General features: G+C 35.2%; 27 protein-coding genes and 2 pseudogenes. 14 read left to right on the plus strand and 15 right to left on the minus strand.

Annotated elements, in window-relative coordinates; translation table 11 throughout:
- The first annotated feature begins 27 nt into the window (after positions 1-27).
- Both ACLKMH_RS19215 and ACLKMH_RS19220 read left to right on the plus strand, forming a co-directional pair.
- On the plus strand, positions 28-594 hold the full coding sequence (locus ACLKMH_RS19215; RefSeq protein ID WP_413699550.1) for an ABC transporter substrate-binding protein: 567 nt from the start codon (positions 28-30) through the stop codon (positions 592-594).
- An 11-nt stretch (positions 595-605) separates the two neighbouring features.
- Positions 606-1,025, plus strand: a complete 420-nt coding sequence (locus ACLKMH_RS19220; RefSeq protein WP_413699551.1) for an ABC transporter substrate-binding protein — start codon at positions 606-608, stop codon at positions 1,023-1,025.
- Positions 1,026-1,133: 108 nt separating this feature from the next.
- On the opposite strand, the gene ACLKMH_RS19225 is transcribed toward ACLKMH_RS19220, so the two are convergent.
- On the minus strand, positions 1,134-1,268 hold the full coding sequence (locus ACLKMH_RS19225; protein WP_413699552.1) for a hypothetical protein: 135 nt from the start codon (positions 1,266-1,268) through the stop codon (positions 1,134-1,136).
- On the opposite strand from ACLKMH_RS19225, the gene ACLKMH_RS19230 reads away from it, so the two are divergent.
- On the plus strand, positions 1,222-2,445 hold the full coding sequence (locus ACLKMH_RS19230) for a diguanylate cyclase (RefSeq protein WP_413702403.1): 1,224 nt from the start codon (positions 1,222-1,224) through the stop codon (positions 2,443-2,445). The two genes, ACLKMH_RS19225 and ACLKMH_RS19230, sit on opposite strands and share 47 nt — an antisense overlap.
- Before the next feature lie 171 nt (positions 2,446-2,616).
- Here the strand turns inward: ACLKMH_RS19230 and ACLKMH_RS19235 are convergent, their stop codons facing one another.
- The 6 genes from ACLKMH_RS19235 to ACLKMH_RS19260 all read right to left on the minus strand — a co-directional run bounded on the left by ACLKMH_RS19235 (position 2,617) and on the right by ACLKMH_RS19260 (position 7,231).
- A complete protein-coding gene (locus ACLKMH_RS19235) occupies positions 2,617-4,233 on the minus strand; it encodes a diguanylate cyclase (protein ID WP_413699553.1) in 1,617 nt (538 codons plus the stop codon).
- Complete coding sequence (locus ACLKMH_RS19240) at positions 4,218-4,943, minus strand: tetratricopeptide repeat protein (RefSeq protein ID WP_413699554.1); 726 nt, start codon at positions 4,941-4,943, stop codon at positions 4,218-4,220. The genes ACLKMH_RS19235 and ACLKMH_RS19240 overlap by 16 nt, the downstream gene beginning before the upstream one ends.
- Positions 4,944-5,228: 285 nt before the next feature.
- The gene (locus tag ACLKMH_RS19245; RefSeq protein ID WP_413699555.1) at positions 5,229-5,507 is read right to left on the minus strand and encodes a hypothetical protein; all 279 of its coding nucleotides are present in this window, start codon (positions 5,505-5,507) and stop codon (positions 5,229-5,231) included.
- The gene (locus ACLKMH_RS19250) at positions 5,504-5,971 is read right to left on the minus strand and encodes a cytochrome b/b6 domain-containing protein (protein ID WP_413699556.1); all 468 of its coding nucleotides are present in this window, start codon (positions 5,969-5,971) and stop codon (positions 5,504-5,506) included. The genes ACLKMH_RS19245 and ACLKMH_RS19250 overlap by 4 nt, the downstream gene beginning before the upstream one ends.
- A 57-nt stretch (positions 5,972-6,028) precedes the next feature.
- Positions 6,029-6,754 (minus strand): siderophore-interacting protein, encoded by a 726-nt coding sequence (locus tag ACLKMH_RS19255; RefSeq protein WP_413699557.1) that lies wholly within the window; start codon positions 6,752-6,754, stop codon positions 6,029-6,031.
- Positions 6,755-6,775: 21 nt separating this feature from the next.
- Positions 6,776-7,231, minus strand: coding sequence for a DUF2798 domain-containing protein (locus tag ACLKMH_RS19260; protein WP_413699558.1), 456 nt, complete (start codon positions 7,229-7,231; stop codon positions 6,776-6,778).
- Between the two features lie 112 nt (positions 7,232-7,343).
- Here ACLKMH_RS19260 and ACLKMH_RS19265 point away from each other — a divergent pair, with 112 nt between their 5' ends.
- The gene (locus ACLKMH_RS19265; RefSeq protein ID WP_413699559.1) at positions 7,344-7,673 is read left to right on the plus strand and encodes a MarR family winged helix-turn-helix transcriptional regulator; all 330 of its coding nucleotides are present in this window, start codon (positions 7,344-7,346) and stop codon (positions 7,671-7,673) included.
- Positions 7,674-7,758: 85 nt separating this feature from the next.
- Here the strand turns inward: ACLKMH_RS19265 and ACLKMH_RS19270 are convergent, their stop codons facing one another.
- Positions 7,759-8,436, minus strand: a complete 678-nt coding sequence (locus ACLKMH_RS19270; RefSeq protein ID WP_413699560.1) for a haloacid dehalogenase type II — start codon at positions 8,434-8,436, stop codon at positions 7,759-7,761.
- A 29-nt stretch (positions 8,437-8,465) separates the two neighbouring features.
- Positions 8,466-9,053, minus strand: a complete 588-nt coding sequence (locus tag ACLKMH_RS19275; RefSeq protein WP_413699561.1) for a TetR/AcrR family transcriptional regulator — start codon at positions 9,051-9,053, stop codon at positions 8,466-8,468.
- A gap of 253 nt (positions 9,054-9,306) precedes the next feature.
- On the opposite strand from ACLKMH_RS19275, the gene ACLKMH_RS19280 reads away from it, so the two are divergent.
- The 4 genes and pseudogenes from ACLKMH_RS19280 (at position 9,307) to ACLKMH_RS19295 (ending at position 12,333) form a co-directional block, all read left to right on the plus strand.
- Complete coding sequence (locus tag ACLKMH_RS19280; RefSeq protein ID WP_413699562.1) at positions 9,307-9,858, plus strand: carboxymuconolactone decarboxylase family protein; 552 nt, start codon at positions 9,307-9,309, stop codon at positions 9,856-9,858.
- Positions 9,859-9,943: 85 nt separating this feature from the next.
- A pseudogene (locus ACLKMH_RS19285) lies at positions 9,944-10,625 on the plus strand (glutathione S-transferase family protein).
- 20 nt (positions 10,626-10,645) lie between these two features.
- Positions 10,646-11,500, plus strand: a complete 855-nt coding sequence (yghU, locus tag ACLKMH_RS19290) for a glutathione-dependent disulfide-bond oxidoreductase (RefSeq protein ID WP_413699563.1) — start codon at positions 10,646-10,648, stop codon at positions 11,498-11,500.
- A 239-nt stretch (positions 11,501-11,739) separates the two neighbouring features.
- Positions 11,740-12,333 (plus strand): DsbA family oxidoreductase, encoded by a 594-nt coding sequence (locus ACLKMH_RS19295; protein WP_413699564.1) that lies wholly within the window; start codon positions 11,740-11,742, stop codon positions 12,331-12,333.
- Between the two features lie 29 nt (positions 12,334-12,362).
- Here the strand turns inward: ACLKMH_RS19295 and ACLKMH_RS19300 are convergent, their stop codons facing one another.
- A complete protein-coding gene (locus tag ACLKMH_RS19300) occupies positions 12,363-13,607 on the minus strand; it encodes a glycosyltransferase (RefSeq protein WP_413699565.1) in 1,245 nt (414 codons plus the stop codon).
- 137 nt (positions 13,608-13,744) lie between these two features.
- On the opposite strand from ACLKMH_RS19300, the gene ACLKMH_RS19305 reads away from it, so the two are divergent.
- Positions 13,745-14,359: an alpha-ketoglutarate-dependent dioxygenase AlkB family protein gene (locus tag ACLKMH_RS19305; protein WP_413699566.1), complete on the plus strand. Its 615-nt coding sequence runs from the start codon at positions 13,745-13,747 to the stop codon at positions 14,357-14,359.
- A gap of 285 nt (positions 14,360-14,644) precedes the next feature.
- A complete protein-coding gene (locus ACLKMH_RS19310) occupies positions 14,645-15,907 on the plus strand; it encodes an HD-GYP domain-containing protein (RefSeq protein WP_413699567.1) in 1,263 nt (420 codons plus the stop codon).
- An 88-nt stretch (positions 15,908-15,995) separates the two neighbouring features.
- Here the strand turns inward: ACLKMH_RS19310 and ACLKMH_RS19315 are convergent, their stop codons facing one another.
- Complete coding sequence (locus tag ACLKMH_RS19315; RefSeq protein ID WP_413699568.1) at positions 15,996-16,562, minus strand: Spy/CpxP family protein refolding chaperone; 567 nt, start codon at positions 16,560-16,562, stop codon at positions 15,996-15,998.
- Positions 16,563-16,781: 219 nt separating this feature from the next.
- Here ACLKMH_RS19315 and ACLKMH_RS19320 point away from each other — a divergent pair, with 219 nt between their 5' ends.
- Complete coding sequence (locus ACLKMH_RS19320) at positions 16,782-17,213, plus strand: FKBP-type peptidyl-prolyl cis-trans isomerase (protein ID WP_413699569.1); 432 nt, start codon at positions 16,782-16,784, stop codon at positions 17,211-17,213.
- A gap of 36 nt (positions 17,214-17,249) precedes the next feature.
- Here ACLKMH_RS19320 and ACLKMH_RS19325 read toward each other — a convergent pair whose 3' ends face one another.
- Together ACLKMH_RS19325 and ACLKMH_RS19330 are read right to left on the minus strand one after the other, a co-directional pair.
- Positions 17,250-18,155 (minus strand): alpha/beta fold hydrolase, encoded by a 906-nt coding sequence (locus tag ACLKMH_RS19325; RefSeq protein ID WP_413699570.1) that lies wholly within the window; start codon positions 18,153-18,155, stop codon positions 17,250-17,252.
- Positions 18,156-18,298: 143 nt separating this feature from the next.
- The gene (locus ACLKMH_RS19330; RefSeq protein ID WP_413699571.1) at positions 18,299-19,132 is read right to left on the minus strand and encodes an AraC family transcriptional regulator; all 834 of its coding nucleotides are present in this window, start codon (positions 19,130-19,132) and stop codon (positions 18,299-18,301) included.
- Positions 19,133-19,273: 141 nt separating this feature from the next.
- Here ACLKMH_RS19330 and ACLKMH_RS19335 point away from each other — a divergent pair, with 141 nt between their 5' ends.
- A complete protein-coding gene (locus ACLKMH_RS19335) occupies positions 19,274-19,858 on the plus strand; it encodes a pseudouridine synthase (protein ID WP_413699572.1) in 585 nt (194 codons plus the stop codon).
- Here the strand turns inward: ACLKMH_RS19335 and ACLKMH_RS19340 are convergent.
- A pseudogene (locus ACLKMH_RS19340) lies at positions 19,827-20,694 on the minus strand (LysR family transcriptional regulator). The gene ACLKMH_RS19335 and the pseudogene ACLKMH_RS19340 overlap by 32 nt on opposite strands.
- Before the next feature lie 128 nt (positions 20,695-20,822).
- On the opposite strand from ACLKMH_RS19340, the gene ACLKMH_RS19345 reads away from it, so the two are divergent.
- Both ACLKMH_RS19345 and ACLKMH_RS19350 read left to right on the plus strand, forming a co-directional pair.
- Positions 20,823-21,671 (plus strand): aldo/keto reductase, encoded by an 849-nt coding sequence (locus ACLKMH_RS19345; protein ID WP_413699573.1) that lies wholly within the window; start codon positions 20,823-20,825, stop codon positions 21,669-21,671.
- 232 nt (positions 21,672-21,903) lie between these two features.
- Positions 21,904-23,301 (plus strand): MATE family efflux transporter, encoded by a 1,398-nt coding sequence (locus ACLKMH_RS19350; RefSeq protein ID WP_413699574.1) that lies wholly within the window; start codon positions 21,904-21,906, stop codon positions 23,299-23,301.
- Positions 23,302-23,319: 18 nt separating this feature from the next.
- Here the strand turns inward: ACLKMH_RS19350 and ACLKMH_RS19355 are convergent, their stop codons facing one another.
- The gene (locus ACLKMH_RS19355) at positions 23,320-23,616 is read right to left on the minus strand and encodes an ArsR/SmtB family transcription factor (protein ID WP_413699575.1); all 297 of its coding nucleotides are present in this window, start codon (positions 23,614-23,616) and stop codon (positions 23,320-23,322) included.
- Positions 23,617-23,650 lie beyond the last annotated feature (34 nt).

The following is a 23,650-nucleotide window of genomic DNA, read 5'->3' on the forward strand; positions in this document are numbered from 1 at the left end:
TTTCCTCAAATAAAAAGGATTTAATATTTGTATCAACTTATAAAAGCATTTGTTTTTCTTTTATTGCTAATCAGTACCTCATTACAGGCACAGGAATTGAAACAAGTCAGCTTAAAAACGGCTTGGTTTGAACAATTTCAATTTGCAGGTTATTACATGGCAAAGGAAAAAGGTTTTTATAATGACCTAGGATTAAAGGTTAATATCCACCCCTTCAGTATACAAAATCAAGAAGAAACGGTTCATCAGGTCAATGATGGAGAAATCGATTTTGCTGTGGGCAAAGAAACACTCATATTAGACAAAGCTGAAAATAAAAAAATAGTTATTCTTTACGCGTTATTTCAGGCGAGCCCACTCATATTGATAACAACAGAAGAATCTGGGATAAATTCATTCTCGGATTTCAAAGATAAAAAAATAATGGCTAGCATTAATGACGCTAAACAAGTCTCTATCAAAGCAATGCTCAATGCACATAATGTGAAATTTACGGACTTATCTTTTCTTCCTCACAGCCATGATATCAATGATTTGATAAATAAAAAAACAGATATCATGTCTGCTTATATTTCCAAAGCCCCTTTCAACTAGAGCAAAAAGGCGTGGACTATCATATTTTTTCACCCGCTGATTATGAATTTGATATGTATAGTGGTTTTTTGTATACCAGTGAAGAACTCATTGCTAACGAGATTCAAACGGTAAAAGCATTCCGGGAAGCATCCTTAAAAGGCTGGCAATATACTTTTTCTAATATTAATGAAGCAGTTAACATATTATTTGATAAATATAATGAGCAGGATTTAACTAAGGAAGAGATATTATTTGAAGCACTCGCTCTTAAAAAACTTGCTTATTTAAACACCACTGAAATTGGTGCTATTGATGAAAACAAACTGAAGAAAAGCTTTGAAGTATACAAAGTACTAGGTCAAGGACAGGGTAAAATTGATTACAAAACATTAGTCTATGATGAAAAAACGCATCAAACTTTTTTAATGAAGCAGAAAAAAATTACTTAGAACAAAGAGAAAGAATAACTCTGTGTATTGATCCAAATTGGTTACCCTATGAAGGCCTTGATAACCAAGGAAATCACATTGGCCTGAATACAGAATTCCTAAATATATTTAGGTCACAATTGCCCATTCCTTAGAAACAATAATCACTACTTCCTGGACTGAATCGGTTAGTTTTGCAAAACAAAGAAAATGTGACATTTTATCACTGGCGGCAAATACCACAGAAAGGCAAACATACCTCAATTTTACAACTCCCTATTTAATCTTCCCACGTGTTTTAGTCACAGGTATTAAAGAGCCCTTCGTTAATAATTTTGCATTACTCGCAAGCAAGCGAATAGGTATGGTAAAGGGCTATGCGATGCAAGACTTTATTCGAGAGCACTACCCTAATATAACCATTGTTGATGTTGAAAATATTAAAAATGGGCTAGAAAAAGTAGCGAAAGGTGAGTTATATGGTTTTATTGATGGAATGGATACCGTTGGTTACCACTTACAGGAAGAGTTTCTAGGGCAATTAAAAGTGAGCGGTAAATTTGATAAAAGTAAAGAACTTGGTTTAGGTCTTAGAAATGACCACCCTCTTCTATTAAATATTTTCAATAAAATGATCGATAATTTATCACAAATAGCCATTCAAAATATTACCGATAAAAGTCCTTCAATACGATATATCCAAAGACCGGATTACAGTTATCTATGGTGGTTATTATTTGTTGTTGTATTAATTATTACAGCCTTTGTTTATAAGCGACACCTTTTAAATAATTTAAATAAGGAGCTTAATGAAAAAATTTTTGAAAAAACCCAAGCTTTACAAGCACTCAACGAAAGCTTAGAAATGAAAATAAAAGAGCGCACTGAAACCATTGAGCGTTCCAAAGTAATACTTCAAGATGTCGCTTATAAAGATAACCTTACCGGCATTTTTAATCGTCATTACCTGTTTGAGAAAGCCCCTTTATTTTTTGTCGCCTCAATACACCTGAAAGAACCTTTATCTATGCTCATCATTGATATCGACCACTTTAAAAAAGTAAATGATGTTTATGGACATATTATTGGTGACAATATCATCAAGCATTGTGTAGGCAATATACAAAAGAACTTGAGAACTGATGATCTCTTTGCTCGCTATGGTGGTGAAGAATTTTTAGTGTTATTACCAAGATTAACAATTCATGAAAGCATCAAGGTTGCAGAAAAGTTACGTCTATATTTAGAACAACATCATTATCGATTAAATGAAATAAGCCCGCCTATCCCTATTACTATCAGTATTGGTATCAGTGAATATCAAGTTGGTGAGGCGCTTGAAAAGTTTATAGATAGAACAGATGTAGCTTTGTATAAAGCTAAAGAAAACGGAAGAAATCAGGTTCAGACAATCTGTTGTACGGATGAGATCCCTAAATAATTTACTACAAGCCATAAGGGTAGCAGTACGGTAAAACTTGATTTCTTCCAGATTATCCCTTTTACCAAGGGAGCTTACATTGCATTTAATAACTCAATAAACCATTAATAAGACTTCCGATTGTTTAATTGTTAGCATTTTAATATTACAGTCAACATGAAAATATAATGTCTATCCTGCAAATTCCGGCGCCCAGATAGTGACACGGTTTCGGCCAGTTTCTTTAGATTGATAAAGAGCTAAATCGGCTTGCTCAATTAATTTAGCAGGATCTTTTGCTTTAAACTCAATAGAAGAAACGCCAAAACTACAGGTAACTTTTATATCCTGTACACTTAACAATTCAATTTGTTGTCGCATAGTTTCTGCAATAAACATACTTCGCTCTTTAGTTGTTTTTGGCAACACAATACAAAATTCTTCGCCACCAAAGCGAGCCACAATATCGGTTTCACGAACACAATGCTGTAAAATTTTTGCCACTTCACAGAGAACCTTATCGCCTATAATATGGCCATATGTATCATTTACGGCTTTAAAATAATCAATATCAACCATGATAATGCAGTAATCATCTAAGGAAGATAAATCAAGAAAACTTTTATCCATTAAGTCAAATAAAGCACGTCTATTTAAACTATTAGTCAAAGGATCACGTGAAGCCAAATACTTAAGCTCTCTATTATGTTTACGAGAATTAATAAATCCTCTAAAGATAAATAAAACTGCGATTAAACAAATTACTAATAAAGAAACCAAAGCAAAATTGGCATATTTATTTTTAGACAGTTCTAATTCAGCAATGATATTCTCTTGATTTGCAAGAGCTATCTCATTATTTTTATAAGAGAGTTCAAGTTTATCTAGTTCTGCTTTTTCCTTTAATGAAGCGAGCTCCATTTCTTTTGTATGTGAATATAAGGTTGCTTTTACTAAAACTAATTTATTATCTTCTCTTTCCTGTTGAAGAAGCTTCATCATCGCAATTTCTTTTTCTGCAAAATTAATAGACGCTAATAAATCTCCTTTCTTTTTATTTGCAATGCGTAGTTCTCGATAGGAGTATAGTTGATAGGATTTGTAATTAGTCTCTAGTGATAACGTTAAAGACTCTTGTAACAAAGTGATCGCCTCTTTTATATCTGTATCGATAAGAATTGCACCCAGTGGTAAAAGTGCTTTAATTTGATAAGTGACACTTTTCACTTGCTTTGCAATCGCTAAAGATTCTCTGTAATAAGCAATAGCCTTTGCTTTGTCATCTTGATCTCGATAAATATTAGCCAAAATCCTTAAGGTCAAAGACTGATTTGTTTCATTTTTTTCATCTTGATAAATTTTATGTGCTTTTTTAATCATCACTTTAGCGACTTCATATTCACCCTCTTTTAAAAGAATAACAGCCATTTCTCTCGTTGCTGATGCCAACGTTCTAGGAGTGATCTTTTCTTCGGGTAAATCAATGGTGAGCTGGTAAAAGGATTTTGCTAAGTCAAATTGTTTTAAACGAGTGTAAATTAAACCCATTTGATTTGATGTATTCGCAATACCGTTTATATCATTAATTTTTTTATAATATAAATGTGCCTGGTAAATATGCTCCAACGATTTTTCATAACGACCGATATGCCGATATATAACCCCAGCTCCCGTCAAGGCTTTTGCGTATCCATCGGGATCTTCAATTTGTTTATGTATTTCTAAGCCTTGAAGCGAATAATCAAGTGCAACAGAATAATTCTCTAAGTAGCGTTCAGCTTCTGCTAGTGTGTTTAGCGTCCGAGCCATGTTTTTTTATCGTCTAATTTGGTAAATATATTCAAAGTTTTTTTGTAATAATCAGCTGTTTTCTCTCGTTCTTTGATTCGTTTATAGGATTCAGCCATTTTTTTATAGGTAATCGCTAGATTTTTCTGTACTGAAGGATCGGTTCCAGTAAGGTAATTTATTGCATGAATATATTGATTTATAGCATCTTGATAACGCTTTTTCTTGTAATATAAAGCGCCCCTTTCGATTAGTGTTTTAGCAAAAGATTCAGAAAAGCCAAACTCTTGTGCAATCGAATGAAACTTACCAATTAATGTATTTATCTTCTCCGCTTTATTATCCTTAAATAATAAAGGGATTGATTCTATCGAGTTTTTTTCTTGCGTTTGAAGTTCATTAAGTTGTTTATAAATCATAGAAGCAACTAAGAAGTGTTCAAGTGAAAGATCAATACGCTTTTCATCACGAGCCAATTCTGCCAATAAAATGCTTGCTTGAGCGCGACTGATATCATCTTTACCAATTGTAGATAATTGAAAGGCTTTAGTTGCTAAATCAAGGCTTTCTTTAGGCGCACTATCACGCACAGAGAAAGCCTGTTTTAATAATACTGAAGCACTGGATAAAGAACTCTCTTGTCCATTCTTTTGTGAAGTCAAAAGAAGCAAATCTTGAGCATTAACCAAGCTAATACAAGATAAACAAAAGACTAAAAAACAGGTCCGCATGGGGTTCCTCGAGAATTTAACAGCGCAATAACATATTTGTATTTAACTAAAAAAGGTAATGAGTTTGTATTGCAGACATTAAGTTACTTTTTATTAGTATTACTAATACTATTAGAACACTAAAATATAGATGTGTTCACTTTAATAAGCAAAAATTAGACAATAAAAGTAAAAGAGTTGAGATGTGGGTATTTTTAGATAAGTTTTTTGCTAGCAGTTGAGAGAAATAGTAAGGTGAAGAGCAAGCATTATCGATTTATTTATAACACTTGTATTTACAAAGAATCAGCGCTTCCTTTTGAGAGAAGCCCAAAATTTCATTAATAATAATGTAATAAACATCGGTACACAGATTAAAACTATTTCTTTAACGAAGGGCAAAATATACTTCAAAGCAGAAGGCATTTTTTTACCTTCCTCAACACCATGAGAAAAACCCTGTTGATTTATCTGCTCTGCCCAAAGGGTTAAATCTAATTGGACTAATAACACACTCAGCATTATTGAAATGAGTAAAATAAGCGTAAAACGAAATTTCCATTGATGTGCTAAATACTTCATCATTTACCCTTTTTTGAAAACATTTTTTTGCTGAAAAGGACAATCCAATCCCAATGAAGTGCTAAATGAACACCTAACATCGGCATTATCAGCGTCGCAGAATCATGGTGTATTTTAGACCAAAAATCTTGTATCTGAATATCAATCTGAATTGCCGGTAATAAGGCAACGGACACTAAAAAACCACTGACAAAAACAATCAACATCATGATGTAAATAATAAAGTCCCAAATTATATTGAAACGCTCTTTGCTAGGGACTTTTACAAATAGTCGGCTATAACTTTTGAGGATCCAATCCCAATGCAACATAATATGAATTACAAAGGGAATGATGAATACTAGACTCAGCCATTCATGCAGAAAAATGCCAGTTGCCTGAGGCGCTGACACTATCATAAACCCAATAAGAAGAATAACATCCATAACATATCGGGTTTTCTGTAGGTTTTCTTTCCAACTAGACATAATAATTACCTCAGGATATGGACATATTTCATAAAAAACTACTTTTCTTTATCAGCACTATTTTTTCTGATTCCAGTATGCACTCGCATATAGCTTTTGTTTGTCGTATTGACAATGGTCATTCAGGTACTCTTTTAAAGATCTGACTATGCTCGCTTCTGTCGCTATAAAAATAGCTACATTTTCTAAATCATTAGGCTCGTTACTTAGCGCCTGTAAAAACTGTTCGGTTAATTTATTCTCCGTCACAATCCAATTGATTTCAACGTTATCAGGCGCATTTATTGACTGAATATCTGCTTTTTCTGGTACCTGTATCCAAACTTTACCTATTGCATCTTCCGGTAACATTTCCATTATGGAAGCAATAGCAGGTAGCGCCGTCAAATCACCGAAGAATAAATGCTTTTGGGCAAATAAATCTGTATGTTTTAATTCTCCAGGTCCGGCGATGCCAAGTTTATCACCGGGTTTTGCTAATGATGCCCAATTTGATGCCAGACCTTGATGGTCATTCACCGCAAAATCTAAGGTTAATGTTAGATCCTGTTTACTAAAATCTCTTATGGTGTAAGAGCGCATCCACTTTTTAAAGCCCAAATACATACCCAATTTAGGTTCTTGATTTGCTGATTTAGGATTTGGAAAAATCGCTTTTACATGAGCACTTTTTTTGTCTTCGGGAAAATCAAGTAAATCTTTGCCTGTTAAAATAATTCGTTTCATATGTGGTGATAAATCAATAACCGAAGCCACTGTTGTCATGCGCATTGTTGGTCCCATAGTTTTCTCCTTAGAATGTAGTTAAGCATTTGAAGTTGCTAAATAACGTTGAAGCTTTGGTTGTAATACAAAAGTCATCAAGCAGGCAAAGGAAATACCCACAGGAATCGCATAAAGAAAACTGGTACTCGCCAAATTCACAAAATGTAATAGGTTTTGATAATCATGATTAACCGCGGTTGTCACTAGTGCTAAAATAGATTCCATCACCACTGCCATCATGACACCTTGAATTAATCTTTGTGAAACCACGGATAAGTGGCTAAAAAAACGATTAACAAGCTTAGTCATTGCAGACAATATGACGATACCAATCGGTAGCATGACAACAAAGGCAAATACAAATGCTGTTAACCAAGTATCAATAAAGGGTTGTGTTGGTGATAAATTCGCATAGGTCATCACGGCAGTAATAGTGCCAATCAATGAAAGCATAATAGTAAGTGGTACAAGTAGTTTCTTTAGTTTTTGTTGCATTATAACGTCCAATAAAATATAGTTGATAAAGTCTACTATATTTTATTTTGGTTGATATTGTCAACTATATTTTAAAGTTTTTTTAACATAATTTTTAACATTAGGAGCGTTAATGGAAATAAGTGAAGCCGTCTTTAATTTGTTACACAGGCTCAAGCACGAAATTAATCAACAAGTAAAACAATCAGATTTAGATTTATCCTTAATGCATTTAAAGTCTTTAAAAATGATTTCCATGATTAATGATTGTACCGGACAGAAAATGACGGCATTTATGGGACGTGATAAAGCACAAATAAACCGCTTAATTAAAGAACTCGTCAATCAAGAATTGGTATTAAAAACACATAATGAAAATGATGGCAGAAGTCATCTTCTATCCTTGTCAGAGAGAGGTCATGAATCAATTAAAAAATTTAAGGAAATAGAAAAAAGTATTTAATCAAATGATTAAAGGGGTTGGAGAGCAAGACATGGCCACTTTTATTGCGCTTGCTAAAGTGTTTGAAAATAACCTCAAATAGCTTTTAAATTGTTCGTGCTAATATAATTTGCTCGGCAATCTGATCCATAGTATTGCCAATAATATTTGGTTTTTGATATTCAGGATTATACGGATAACCGAGTCTATCGATAAAAGCGGCTTTTAAACCAGCGCTCAATGCGCCATGCGTATCCCAGTCGTGTGTTGCAACCAGACGAATAAAGTAAGGAGGTACATTAAACTTTTTCACTGCAAACTGATAGGCTTCCTGAGACGGTTTAAAGGTACCTGCACTTTCTACCGAGATAACTTCATCAAAGAAACACTCTAATTGAGCATTTTTAAGTTGAGATGACAGCAAAGCCAGTGATGAGTTAGAAAAAGCAACAAGCTTAAAATCAGCTTCACGTAATTTAAGCAAAGCGGGTTTAATATCATTATGTGCAGGTAAACTTGCTAGGGTACCAATAATATCATCACAATCATCCTGAGAAAGTGTTATTTTCAATCTTCCCGATAAAGCATCCAAAGCAGCCTTTGCCAAACACTTAAAATCGGTTTTTACGTCGGTGATCATACACACAGTTGATGAATGCAATAACATAGAAAACCAAGTATCCATATAACTATCTTCGCCTAGATAGTATTTAAACTTAGGTTTTAAAGCACTTAAATCTAGAACGGTTTCATTAATATCGAACAAAATGACGTTTTGATTCATAGGAGTAAGACCTCGATTTTTAGAGTGGTTTATTTAAAGGGATAGTGAGTAAAAATATCGTTAATCAACTCATCCATTTTATTTTTATCATTATTTATTTTTCCATAGGTACGCAAACCCGCTATTTGTATCTGCACATGTGTTGCTAAATCTTCAGCATTTTTACTACTTTCCACTTCACCTAATAATTGAGCATCTTCAATTACTTTTACAAATTGAGCACCTATCTCACCTAAAAATGATTTAGTAATATCGATTAAATCTTGATTTTCACTGGTTAATTCAGCAATGGTTTTCGCCAACATGCACATACCATTTGGAGCGTCATTTTGAGTGCCTATTACTTGCTTTTTGACAAACATTTTTAAAGCTTCAATTGGTGACTCATACTCGCTTCGGCATTGCTTTAAATTGCTAAGGCTCATATCCGTATAGTTTCTTAAGGTTTCTTTGAACAAACCATTTTTATTGCCAAATGCGACATAAATACTGCCAGGACGCATATCAATTGCATCTTGTAAATTGCGCATAGAGGTTGCATGAAAACCTTTTTGCCAATACAGGTTGGTTGCTTTATCTATCACCTCTTGGCGATCAAATTTTGCTGTTTTTACCATAATATCTTCCTACCACAACTTCCTGAACAATCGTTCAATTATAGTTTGTGATAATCATAAGGTAAAGCATAAAGTTGTAAGTTTGACATTCTCACACAATCTTGAACGATCGCTCAAAATAAAGCTTGAACGATCGTTCAAATCATTCTATAGTGAACAACATCAACGAGAGAAATTAGATCGAATCTCTTTTATTTCATAAATATCTATTACATGAAAATAATAGTAAAAACATAACAATCGGAGTTAAACAATGAGCAAATTTACATTACACACAGTAGAAACAGCACCAGCAGAAAGTAAAGCAATTTTAGAAGGTGCACAAAAGCAAATGGGTGTTGTTCCCGGACTATTTTCGGTAATGGCTGAATCGCCACAACTTCTAAAGGCCTACACACAACTACATCAGTTATTTACTGAAACTTCTTTTGATGCAGAAGAACTAACTGTGGTATGGCAAACAATTAACGTTGAACATGAATGTCATTACTGTGTGCCTGCACATACTGCAATTGCACATTCAATGAATGTTGATGTGGCGATTACAGAAGCGCTAAGAAATGAAGAAACGTTACCGACAGAAAAATTACAAGCATTAAAAGACATGACATTAAGCGTTGTTCGTAACCGAGGTAATGTTTCAGAAAGTGATTTAAGTGCATTTGTTGCGACTGGATATGGCCATCAACAAGTACTAGAAATTATTCTTGGTTTATCACAAAAAGTGATCAGTAATTACGTTAACCATATTGCTGAAACAGACGTTGATCCAATGTTTCAAGACTTTGCTTGGACTAAAAAGTAAAACAAAACAAATAGCTTCCCTTTTAGTTTAAGGGAAGCAACAACATGCTTATTTACAGTCTTTATTTACATTAGGATACTTAACCATGATCAAATTTTATTTTCACCAAACACCTAACTCCATGAAAGTTGCCCTTTTCCTAGAAGAAACGGGTTTACCTTATCAACTAGTACCCGTTGATACATTAAAAGGGGAGCAACATACCGAAGCCTTCCGAGCAATCAATCCCAATGCTAAAACACCAGCCATAGAAGATGATGAAATTCGCATATTTGATTCAAATGCTATTTTGCTTTACCTTTCAGAGAAGACAGGTCAATTTGCAGGAAAAAGTGAAGATCGTGGTGAATTCCTTTCGTGGTTAATGTTTTTAGGTACAGGTTTAGGCCCATTTTCAGGTCAATGTGTGCACTTTAGTCGAGGAGCACCTGAAAAAATTCCTTATGCTATCAACCGTTATTTACGTGAAGCACAACGTCACTATGAAGTGCTAGACTCTCATTTAGCAGATAAAGAGTTTATAGTCGGCAATGAATATTCAATTGCAGATATGTCAGCCTGGGGTTGGATTGATAAAGCAACGGTGGTATTGGGTGACGAAGGATTAGCGCCTTACCCAAATTTAAAGCGTTGGTTTGAAAATATTAATAGTCGCCCGGCGACAATCCGAGCACGAGATATAGGTAAAGATATTAGCTTTAAAGCTGATTTTGATGAGCAAGTCGCGACGTGCACTGTTTCCACAAAATTTTGATAAAACAATTTAACAATTTTTAGGAGTATTTAAATGACAGAGCAATATCAACCACCAAAAGTGTGGACCCATGATGCAGAAAGTGGTGGCAAATGGGCGAGTATTAACCGTCCTGTTTCCGGTGCAACCCATGAAAAAACATTACCTGTTGGTGATCATACATTACAACTGTATTCGATGGGCACACCAAACGGTCAAAAAATAACTATCATGTTAGAGGAATTATTAGCACTCGGAAAAGATGCCGAATACGATGCGCATATGATTAAAATTGGTGAAGGTGATCAATTTTCCTCAGGCTTTGTAGGCATTAATCCTAACTCTAAAATTCCTGCACTGGTAGATATTTCAAGTGAAGATAATGCTCCTATTTTTGAATCTGCCTCTATTTTGCTTTACCTAGCAGAAAAATTTGATGCCTTATTGCCTAAAAATGGCGCTAAACGCACACAGGTGATGAATTGGTTATTCTGGTTACATGGTTCAGCCCCCTATTTAGGTGGAGGTTTTGGCCATTTTTATGCTTATGCGCCTGAAAAATTTGAATACCCAATCAACCGTTTCACAATGGAAGCTAAACGTCAGTTAGATGTATTAGATAAGCAACTGGCAAACAATGAATTCCTTGGTGGTGACGAATTGAGTATTGCTGATATTGCAACTTGGCCTTGGTATGGCAACCTTGTTTTAGGCAACTTATATGAAGCAAAAGAGTTCCTGCAGGTTGATGAATATAAACACGTTCAACGTTGGGCAAAAGCCTTGGAAGAGCGACCAGCCTTCCAACGAGGGCGTATTATAAATCGAACTTGGGGCGAAGATTGGGAACACCTTGAAAATCGTCACAGCGCGGAAGATATTGATAAGGTGTTAGCCCTAAAGCCATAAAGCCTTAAGCTGGAATGCCATAAGGCCGAAATGCCATAAGGCCGGAATTCCATAAAGCCGGAATGCCATAAGGCCACAATGAATTATAGCCTTATAGCCTTATAGCCTTATAGCCTTAAAGCCCTAAAGCCCTAAAGCCTTAAACTAGCAATTTTTAAAATTAAAAAATAAAGGGTTCACAATGAACGAAAAAATTAAATTAGATATCATTTCTGATGTTGTATGCCCTTGGTGCATCATTGGCTACAAACATTTACAAAGTCGCTATTGAAGAATTGAATTTGCAAGATAAGATTGAAATTGAATGGCAACCCTTTCAGCTGAATCCTGATATGCCAGCTGAAGGTGAAGAGTTACGTGCTCACGTTGCTAGAAAATACGGCTCATCGAGAGAAGACAGTGATCGCGCCAGGGAAGACCTAACAAAATTAGGTGCTGACTATGGCTTCGAATTTAACTATTTTGATGGTATGAAAATCGTTAATACCCTAGATGCACATATTCTTTTAGATTATGCACATCAAGTTGGTAAACAGATGGCATTAAAAATGCGTTTCTTTTCTGCTTTCTTTACTGAACAAAAAGATATTTCTAACCCTGAAGTATTGATCCAAGAAGCACAAGCAGTTGGCATTTCGACACTTCAATCACAGGCGACTCTCGCCAATGTAGAAATTAAAAACCGTGTTAAAAACCTCGAAGCACAATGGAAACAAATGGGGGTTTCCGGTGTGCCAACCGTTGTTTTTAATCGCACTAGTGCGTTAACAGGTGCTCAGCCACAAGAAACATTTAAACAAACTTTATTAGAAATAATAAAAAAGCAAAAATAATGAATAACAAAATAGGATAAAACATTATCCTATTTTATTTTTGGCTCTATTTGATTTTTAGCTTCTATCCATTGCGCCATATATTTCGTACTTTTATGATGATGGTGATTGAGCATGCTACCAATAAAATTAGCCTGTCGATGGATAGCTAAGTCTTCTATTATCACATTTAAACAGTCTTTTAATGCATCAAAGGCAACTTGTTGTTGATACAAAATTGAAGCATTTTTGGGCCCGAGATCACTGCATTGTTTCCAAATTTTTTCATCTTGATAAAGCTTAACCGCCGCATCTGCAATCTGCTGGGCTTCATTAGCAACCATGCCAGGCCAAACTAAATCAGTTTGCATACCTTCGATACCAATATTGGTTGTCACCGAAGGCGTTGAACAAATCATTGCCTCTGCTAACTTGCCTTTAATACCCGCACCAAATCTCAGTGGTGCAATACATACCTTTGCTGATTGCATTGCAAAAATCGCGTCATCAACCCAACCTTTTACTAAAAAACCTGATTTTTCATCGTGAAGATCAGTTGCCTTAGGAGGAGGATAAGCACCATAAACATTCAATTTAGCATCGGGTATTTGCTTGCGAATGAGTGGCCAAATTTGTTGTTTTAACCATAAAACAGCGTCCCAATTTGGCGCATGTCTAAAGTTACCAATTACCATAAAATCATTACGTTCTTGGTAGCTCGGGTTAACTTGATTTAACAGTTCATCAGAGAGCATAAAAGGACAAAGGTGCAATAAACTTGCATCGACTTTAAACAGGCTTTGTAATAATTCAATCTCATGTTTTGAAATCATTAGACTTAAATCACAACGAAAGATTGACGCAATTTCGCGTTGCGCTAAGTCCGAGCTGAGTATATCGCCATTATTCATTTCTCTGCCCTGTTTATAAGCCTGATGACGCGCATGACGTAGGCAAAATGAATCTTCAGTATCAAGTAAACGTAATGCTTGAGGACAATGCTCTATGACTCGCCAACCAAATTGTTCTTCCATCATAAAGCGGTCATACATGACAACATCTGGTTGTAATTCCTGAATAAAACCATCAAAACTAGTGCAATTAAGCTTTATTTCACTGACTGAGACATTGCTAGCCTCTAAATCAACCATGTGCTCACTTAGTTGTGCAGGACTGGCAAAGGTGACTTGATAATTTTGCCATTGGAAAAAAGTAATCAACTGCATCATACGGCTTCCTGCGGCAGAGGAATTAGGTTCTGGCCAAACATAACCAATAATAAGCAGTTTTTTCATTCTTAAAGAGTTCCTAAATTGATATTTCAATTGTATTTGAGAAAGGAGATGGATTGTAATTTTTAAATTAAGCGGTTATTTTAACATTGTTTCACAACATGCGGTTATTTATAAAAACAAATCAACTCAGGATAAAAATGGATTTATTCAGTCAAAAAATATCTCAACCCGAAAACATGTTACCTCAACAAGGTATAGTAAAATATTATGGATTATTACTTTCCTTTCCCGAAGCAGAACATTACTTCGAACAACTACTGACTTCTATTGATTGGCAACATGACAGTGCAGTTATCTATGGCAAAAAAATTACCACCAAACGTAAAGTCGCTTGGTATGGAGAACGTCCTTTTCAATATACCTATTCAAATGTAACCAAAGAAGCCCTGCCCTGGACCGAAGAATTATTAAAATTAAAATCCATCATAGAAAAAGAAACAGGAGAGCACTTTAATTCCTGTTTATTAAACCTTTATCATGACGGCACTGAAGCCATGGCTTGGCACAGTGACGGCGAAAAAGATCTAAAAAAACATGGCGCTATCGCCTCTTTAAGTTTAGGTGCAGAAAGGAAGTTTTACTTTAGACATATAGAAAGCAAACAAAAAATAGCCTTAATGCTAGAACACGGCAGTCTACTAGTAATGAGTGGCACGACACAAACATATTGGCAACATTGCTTACCGGCAATGAGGCGTGTTGATACACCTCGCATTAACCTTACCTTCAGAAGCATATGCCCGTCTTTTTAATCATAAAAAGGTATTCCTCTGTGATTTTTCAAGTCTCTATGTTTAAAAAATTGAATATCTTTATACTTAAGTAATAAGAAACCAGCACTAGTCGATTAAAAAACAAGCTGAATGATCACAAATTCGATCTGATCTTCAAAATCACATATAATTGACTTCACTTAGATCTATATTTAACTATAATCAACTATAATTGATTTAAATCATAAAATAGCAGTATTTAAATCAAAATTAGTAAATATAAGCATCATCATTTTAATTTTAAAAATACTTCTAAGGGGTTTCATGTTCGATCGGAACCGGTATTATGTACCCGTCAATCAACTTAAAATTGGCATGTTTATTTCTGATTTAGATCGGCCTTGGTTAGGCACTCCTTTTCTTATCCAAGGCTTTGAAATAAAAAGTAAAGAAGATATAGAGCAAGTTTCTGAAATTTGTAAATATGTGTATATCGATAAAAAATCAGGGCTTTATGATTATTCCCTTGATGAATTTGTACCTGAAAAACACTCTGTTACCTCTCTTGCCTACAAACTTTCTAAAGATGAATCGAAGATAGAATTACGAAAATATAAAACAACAGTCACACAAAATCTTAATAAAGAAGAAATCAAAAGTGCAAGTAATGTATATCAAAATACCCGCCAAAATATTCACCAAACGCTAGAACGTTTAAAGCTAGGCCATGAGATTGATATTTATGAGTCTAAAAAAGCCGTCGAAGATTGTGTCGACAGTATTTTTGATAATAAAGATTCACTGCTTTGGTACACCCTCATTAAAAAACGTGATGCCTATACATCGGAACATTCGCTCAATGTCACTATTTTATCCATTGCCTTTGCTCGCTATTTAGGCCACACAAAGGCAGAAGTAGAAAAAATTGGTTTATGTGGTCTATTACATGACGTGGGAAAAATAAAAATACCACTATCAGTACTTAATAAGGAAGGTAAGTTCACCAAGGAAGACTTTGAAATAATGAAGTTGCACCCAGATTATGGATTTGAATACCTTATGAAACAAGGTAATGTCGACCATGAAGTTGCTCATGTCGCCTATAGCCATCATGAAAGAATGAATGGCTCAGGTTACCCACAGGGCTTAACTGGGCCTGAAATTTCTTATTACGCAAAGTTAATTGCTATCACAGATAGCTATGATGCGATTACTAATGATCGTTGTTATCAAAGCGGTCGTACTGCGATGAAAGCACAAAAAATCTTGTATGAAGGAGCTGGTAGTCACTATGATGAAGCCTTAGTGAAACAATTTATACAATGGTTAGGTATCTATCCACCAGCGAGTATGGTGGAAATGAGTAATGGTGAGGTTGGTATTGTTTTATCCGTTAACCCTGAATGGAAAACCAAACCTCGTGTGGTTTTAATCCTCGATAAAAACAAAAAACCTCAGGCGCAACGCATAGTTGATCTTTTTCGCGACAGTAATGATCAAGAGGGTAATAAATATTACATCAAAACCTCACATCCTAATAATACCTTTGGTATCAATCTTATGGACTTTGAGCTAGAAAAATTTTAGAGACTTAGTGTGTTAATAATCGCACTCTTACAAAACAAAAAAGCCTACATAAAAATGTAGGCTAGAAGATTAATCTTACACTTAATACTTAACGTTTATGACGTTTCTTACCTTTTTCTTTTAACTCATTATATTTTGCTTTTTGTTCATCGGTTAATAATTGAAAGGCTTGATGTTTTGCTTTCATCATTGCTAAACGACTTTCTTCTTTTTGAGCCTGCTGTGCAGTCATTAATGACTTAGCGGCATCAACATCAAATGTTTCATTCACCATTAAAACTTGCATTGAAGCTCTATATGCCAATCTTGCATTCTGCTTTTCTGTTTTCACAGCACTCATGATTTCATTAATTTGTTGTTTTTGTTCTGCACTTAAGTCTAATTTTGCAAAAGCCATTTTTTGGTTACGCTTACCTTGGTGTTTACCATTATGTTTGCCTTTACCTTTCTTGGCAAACTTATGCTTATCTCCGTGTTTCTTTTTCATCTCACCAGCTTGTTTGTTACAGTTTTGGTTATCTTTCATTTGTTCTGATTGATTAACGCAGTTTTGGTTATTCTTCATCCCTTGTTGATTATCAGCTACGGCATAGGAAGCACCTGCAAAAGAAAGTGTCGTTGCAAGTATGATTGCGCTAATTGTTTTGTTTTCCATAATGAACTCCAAATAGTGAATAGTTAATTTGTGTTTACTTATGGTGTTATTAAAACAGATTCATTTGTCGATAGTTTGTCTAAAAAGAGAAAGATTGTAAGCATTTGTGACAAAATATTGTTTTGACACACTTTGACACATTTAAGGTCACATTTAGATTTGTTATTATCACGGCACAAAAAAATGATAAGTTAAAACTACCTGTATCGGAATATAAACATGGCACGTAAAAAAGAAAAAAGAAGTGGTAAAGGCTCCGCAGGCCAAAATAGAAAAAGCAGTGAAGACTTTTTAAATAAATACCAACAAAAAACAGATGTGATAATGACCGATTCAGGGTTAATGTACAGAGTGATTAAGCAACTGGACAATGCACATCCGACTATCAATGACAGTGTTGAAGTTCATCAGCGTATTTTATTAACAGACGGTAAAGTGATTGCTGATACCTACAAAACTAATAGTTCTGAAAAATTTACTGTTGAGGAAGCGATAGACGGATTAACAGAGGGGCTTCAATATATGACCTTGGGTTCACGGTATGAATTTGTTATCCCGGCAGATTTAGCCTGGGGCAAAAGAGGAAACCGCAGTAGTATTGGCCCTAATGCGGTATTAGTGATTGATATACGTTTATTAGATATTTTTTAACTGCGACCAAATAAAAAGGCAAAATTTTTAAAAACATTATTCGACAACATTATTTATCCACGGGCCAATATATTTTGATGCTTCGATTAGAATTGAAAAATGGTTTAACTCATCAATTTTAATGATTTCTTTATTGGCTTTTGTATCACTGTTTTGATCTGCAAACTTCACTATTTTGTCAGGATCAAAGGCTTCATCTTTATCACCAATCCACAGTCCAAACTGCTTTAATGTTGATAACTGTTTATCAGGTGCATAAGGAGTGACTGACTTGGACATATTCACCGTATTAAATGTCACTATTTCCGGGTTTTCTTGCAATACACTTTGTGGATAATGAAATTGAACCGCTTTTGAATGACCAGCAAAAAGCCCTCCACTTAAACTGTTTATAACAAAACTGGAAACCTTTACCGTTGAAAATTCAACATCACTTTGTCCTTTATCATGAGCGGTTTCAGAACGAAAACCAAAAAAAGGTGCAACAAAAACATAACCCTCGACTGCTTCACTTTCCTCCCAGCATGCATAATTAAGTACTAGCCCCGCCCCCGAAGAGTGGCCACCAATAAAAACAGGAATACCCTTATGCAACGAACGCACATATTGAAGCATGCTGTTAATATCCACCCAAACCTGTTCATCATTCGGTGCATCACCTCTCTCACCACCAGAACTACCATGCCCTCTTATATCCGGAGTGTATACCGCAGTATTAAACTGTTCACTTAAACCCGCACCAATATGCTGATATGAAAGTCCACTGTGTGCTCCTCCGCCATGATAAAAAATTAAAACAGCCTTGGTTATCTCAGGCAGGTAAGCCCGAAAGGCCAAAGAAGTTTCATCACTCGCTTGTATATATTGCAGTGGCATAGGCGTTTTTCTTGGTGCTTCTTTTATTTCTTTCAACGAAAAAAATGTAGATTCTGTTTGTTCCATTTGATTTGCCTGTACAGGTTTAAGCATCGAAAAAAGCGGAAAAACAAGCATTAACCTGATTATAAAAATTCTATATTTAAGCATAATAATCCCTTTATTAACTTATTTTAAAGGCAGATAGATATCTGTTATTAATTGTGTTTCTAATACATCAGGAAAAAATTAATCCGCTCAAAAATCAAAGGATAATCTCGTAGTTCCTGCTCACTATTTACTAACCACTGAGAATATAAATAACTAATAGTTTCTGTTATTCCATCGTCACTACCAATATGACGAATACGTGCACATCGCCCCGCCGGTATAGTTTTACTTACTATGCCATATTTATTATTGTGTACATCTGAGTCAATCGAAACACATAACTCACAACGGTATTTTTCAGGTTCTACAACAGCAGGATCATCATAAACAATATTAAATGTTCTACTTTTAGTTGGCGGTAAATTGTTTTCTATTCGCCACTCTATAAAAGATTGAATAGAGTGTGTAATTAACTCAATAGGACCAATGTGCATGAGTGAAGCCACTGTTATTTCATCAAAATCAACTATTTCCACCGAATGTTTGGATTTATTCGCTTGTTTTAATTGCATCATTTGAGCCTTTGAACGCTTAACTTGTTGCTCTTTTTCATTACATTTCGCCCATTGTGGATTTTCTCTAAATTGTGATGGGCTTTGTCCCATTGCTTGACTAAAGGCGCGAGAGAAAGCTTCCGAGCTTTCATAACGATTGATCAGAGCGATATCAATAATTTTCATTTGTTTCTTAAAAGCTAATTGATAACAGGCGCGTTTCATTCTCGCTTGTCTAATGTATGCAAAAGCAGTGATGCCCAAAAGCGCTGAAAACTGGCGATGAAAATGGTATTTAGATAAGCAAGCAATGTCACTCAAATGTTCAACCGTCAGCTCTTCATCAATATGCTCATCAATATAATGTAATAATTGATAAAAACGTTCCTGATAATTCATTGTTTTGATCACCTAAGATGCTAAATACTAAAAATAATAAGATAGCCAATTAACATTAACATTGCATGATGAAAGTTGCGCATTTAGAATCCGTACATCAGTTTTATACTTTTATATGCAAAATACTTAAGGCTTTCTTCGATGCCCTCTCACCAACATTTCAAAATTTTTAAACCCTTTGGTTTCTTAAGTCAATTTGTACAAGAACCTAGAAAGAAAAAACACTTACTTCGAGAATTACATGATTTTCCAGATAATATTATGGCAATTGGACGTCTAGATCACGACTCTGAAGGATTACTATTACTCACTACCGACGGCATGATGAGTTACCAAGTTAGAAATAAAAATATCGAAAAAGAATACTACGTGCAAGTTGATGGGGAGATTAATCAACAGGCGCTTTCTACCTTACAAAACGGTGTTGAAATTACGGTCAATGGCGAGCAATACCTAACGTTACCTTGTAAATCCTTTGAGCTTGATGATGAACCCAAACTGCCTATGCGTGGACGAAAAATTAGAGATCCAAGACATGGTCCAACGAGTTGGCTATCTATTACTCTCAGTGAAGGTAAAAATCGCCAAATAAGAAAAATGACAGCGACCGTCGGCTTTCCAACTTTAAGACTGGTAAGAGTTAGAATAGGAGATGTTCATATTGATAATATGCAAGCAGGCGATGTTGTTGAAATCAGTTTAGATGATCTGCCAAATAATCAATAAATAAACGAATTTTGGGTGAAAGATATCGATTTTGTGGATACACCGCCCAAATTCCCGCAGAGGGATCTCTATATTTATCAAGAATACTAATTAACTGCCCAGATTGGATATAAGGTTGCACATGGTAATCAGATAATTGTACTAATCCAATTCCCTTCAAGGCGACATCAAGTAAACCAACGCCACTATTACAGCGCACATTGCCCTTCACTTTAATATTTTTTTCTTTTCCCTGCTCAGTAAAATGCCAAAAATCGCGCGTACCTAATAAACAATTATGATGTTTAAGATCAGCTAAACATTTAGGTTCACCGTGTTTTTGTAGATAATCGACAGAAGCACAAACATAATTTTCACGTTGTCCCAGTCGTTTAGCAATCAAGCTGGAATCCTCAAGATTGCCAAGTCTTATACCAATATCAAAACCTGCTTCAATCAAATCAACTCGTTGATTAGTTAACTCAGAAATAATTTCAACTTCTTTGTATAACAATAAAAAATCATTCACTAAGGGTAATATTTTTTGCTCGCCATATATCAAGGGAGCTGTCAGCTTTATAGTACCCTGCGGGATACTTTGTAAATTTGTGATAGCCTGTTCTGCACTTTCAAGATCATTTAATAGATGACGACAATGCTGATAAAAGATTTGTGCCTCCTCGGTCAAAGAGACTTTACGTGTAGTTCGATAAAATAACTTTACCTGTAAACGCTTCTCAAGCGCAGAAATCTGACGACTCACCTGCGCTGTGGAAATACCAAGGTTTCTTGCTCGCTAATGAAAAACTTTGAGATTCAGCCACCGATACAAATTCATTAATGCCCTGCCACTTCATTGTTACCACCTAGTAAAAGTAATTTACATTTAAGCTAGATTATCATTACTTAAGAAATAAATATAATACTAAAACAAGGAATGATCATCACATGCTATCGATGATCAATTAGTTTAAAAGGAAGTATTATGAATATAGAATCAACATATAAATTAAATAATGGTATCAAGATCCCTAAACTAGGTTATGGCACTTTTCAAACTCCCGACGACGAATTGGGTGTACAAGCCATTATTAAAGCACTACAGATTGGCTACCGACATATTGATACAGCACAAAGTTATCGCAATGAAGAAAGTGTTGGTAAAGCTATCAAATTAGCGGGCATTCAGCGTGAAGAATTATTTATTACCACTAAGGTAGCGAACTCAGTAGGTAACTTTGAAAGCACCATACAGTCCCTCGATGATTCTCTTGATAAATTAGAATTGGACTATATCGATTTGGTGTTAATTCATTGGCCAAGCCCTAAAGCATTTAGGGAAAACTGGCAACAAAGAAATCATGATGTGTGGAAAGCGCTTGAAAGCTATTATCAACAGGGAAAAATAAAAGCGATCGGTATTAGTAACTTCAAAACCAAACATATCAATGAATTATTAAAAACTGCGACTATCACACCGGCAATCAATCAAATTAGACTCTGCCCTGGCTGTATTGATACTGAAACTATCGATATCTGCCAACAATATAATATTTTGCTAGAAGCTTATAGCCCGCTCGCACAGGGATTGATTTTTGAGGTTCAAGAAATCAGCGAATTAGCAGAAAAATACAATAAAAATGTAGCTCAAATAGCACTTCGCTGGAGTTTGCAAATGGGATTTTTGCCTTTACCCAAAAGTATTACTGAATCAAGAACACTGGCCAATACCGAAATTTTTGACTTTGAGCTAGAAGAAACGGATGTTGCTATGTTAACCAATCTGACAGGCAGATGTGGTAGTGCGAAGGATCCTGACTCAGTACCTTTTTAAGATAAATGAGCAAAATAAGGCGAGTATTACTCGCCTTGAAAGACAACAAACTAAATAGTTTTGCATAAGGAAAATTTTTACCATTTCCCTCTCGCCAAATATCACTTTTTACGATGAAAATGAAATCTCTTTCTTCTGCTTAATGCACACATAACACAAGCTAGTATCAAGTTTTAAAACACATTAACTTTTTTCAGGTTGATACCAGGGCCTTATATGGACGATTATAACAATGAAACCAGCACTAGACTTACATAACGAACCGATAAAAGATCTGATTATTAAAATGACCGTCCCAGTTATGCTTGCTGGTCTTGTAACCACATCCTACGGTTTTATTGATATGATTTTTGCCTCACGACTAGGCAGTGTCGAAGTTGCTTCGATTGCCTTTGTGACGCCATTATTTATCATGCTTCAAGCCTTAGCATCAGGTGTTATTAGAGGTGGAGTGAGTATTATCGCGACCTTGTTAGGTCAGCAAAAACCAGAAGAAGCCTCTGCCTATGCCACGCAACTAAGATTAGTTGTTATTTCATTATCGTTAATATTCTCTATACCCGGATTTATTCTACTACCTGTTTTACTTGAATTAGCAGGCGTGACCGCAGAGCTTTTTGTGCAATCTTTGATTTACTCAAGAATACTGTTTTTATCATTGCCTATTATCTTAATTTTTCAGCTCTACGTTACCCTGTTTAAATCGCAGGGAAAAATGTCAGTTATCTCTAATATTGCAATCGGAGGAGTTGTCTGTAATACCGTGCTAAATGCCCTCTTTATTTATGTCTTTAACTATGAAATTGATGGCTTAGCTTATGCAACTTTAATAACTAATGTTATTCAAATGCTTATTATTTTGTTTTTATATAAAAGACAAAAGCATGAATTTCAGATTGGTTGGCGAACTGCAAAACAATTTTCTATTATTGAGATTTGGAAAAGATTATTAAAAGTAGGTGTGCCCTTATCACTCTCTCAAGCAAGTGCTCATTTTGGTTTTCTAGTACTTAATATTTTTATCATTCAATACAGTCATCAAGCCGTAGCCGCATTTGCTATTGGTAATCGAATTCACTCGTTACTGTTCTTTCCTGCAAAGGAAATGGGCAATGGATTAGAACCCTTATTAGCTCAAAACTGGGGAAGAAAATCAATTGATAGGGTCAAAGAAACCATTAAAATAGGCATGTTATATACTGTTTTATTTGGTATTTTTGCAGCCATTGTTATTCAATTGATTAAATATCCAATAGCGCATTTCTTAACCAAGGATGATCCTGTTACCTACCAACTTGTTATCGATTATGTTGGATTAGTCGGATGGACTGCAATCCCTTGGGCGATTTTACATACCTTACAGGGCGTATTTAATAGCTTCCAAAAAACCATTTTCACACTAATTATTAATGTTGTACGTCTTTGGGGACTAAGGATCCCAGGTATACTTATGTTCTACTATTTCATGCCATCCATCGCGGAAAGTGGCGTTTGGTATACTATGTTCTTCTCAAATGTATTAACCATGATTTTTGCTATCGTTTATTTTTTAGTGATTGTGCCCCCTATGCTCAAAAAAGAAGATGATTTAAGGGAAAGCATGGCAAGGACTGAAAAAGAATTCGCTTAATATTGCTGTGTCAGGGATTCAATCACAACATTCGTTGACACAACATTCTTCTTCCAAAAAAGCGATGAGACCGGTTAATTCATTATACTGAGGAATACAAAACAAGGTCCGACCATCACGCTTTTGCACAACTAGTCCTACAGAAACAAGACGATTAATGTGGTGAGATAAGGTAGAAGCTGGAATAGCAAGCGCCACTTGTATTTCACCGACAGGCACACCATTTCGCCCACCTCGCACTAAATATCTAAAAATACTTAGTCGTGTTGTATGTCCTAATTCCGCTAAACGCTTAGCCGCAATCTCTAATTCCATCTCTGTTTCCATATTCGTTTAATATATTTCCATA

This window comes from Psychromonas sp. KJ10-10 (assembly GCF_047323245.1).
GTDB lineage: Bacteria > Pseudomonadota > Gammaproteobacteria > Enterobacterales > Psychromonadaceae > Psychromonas.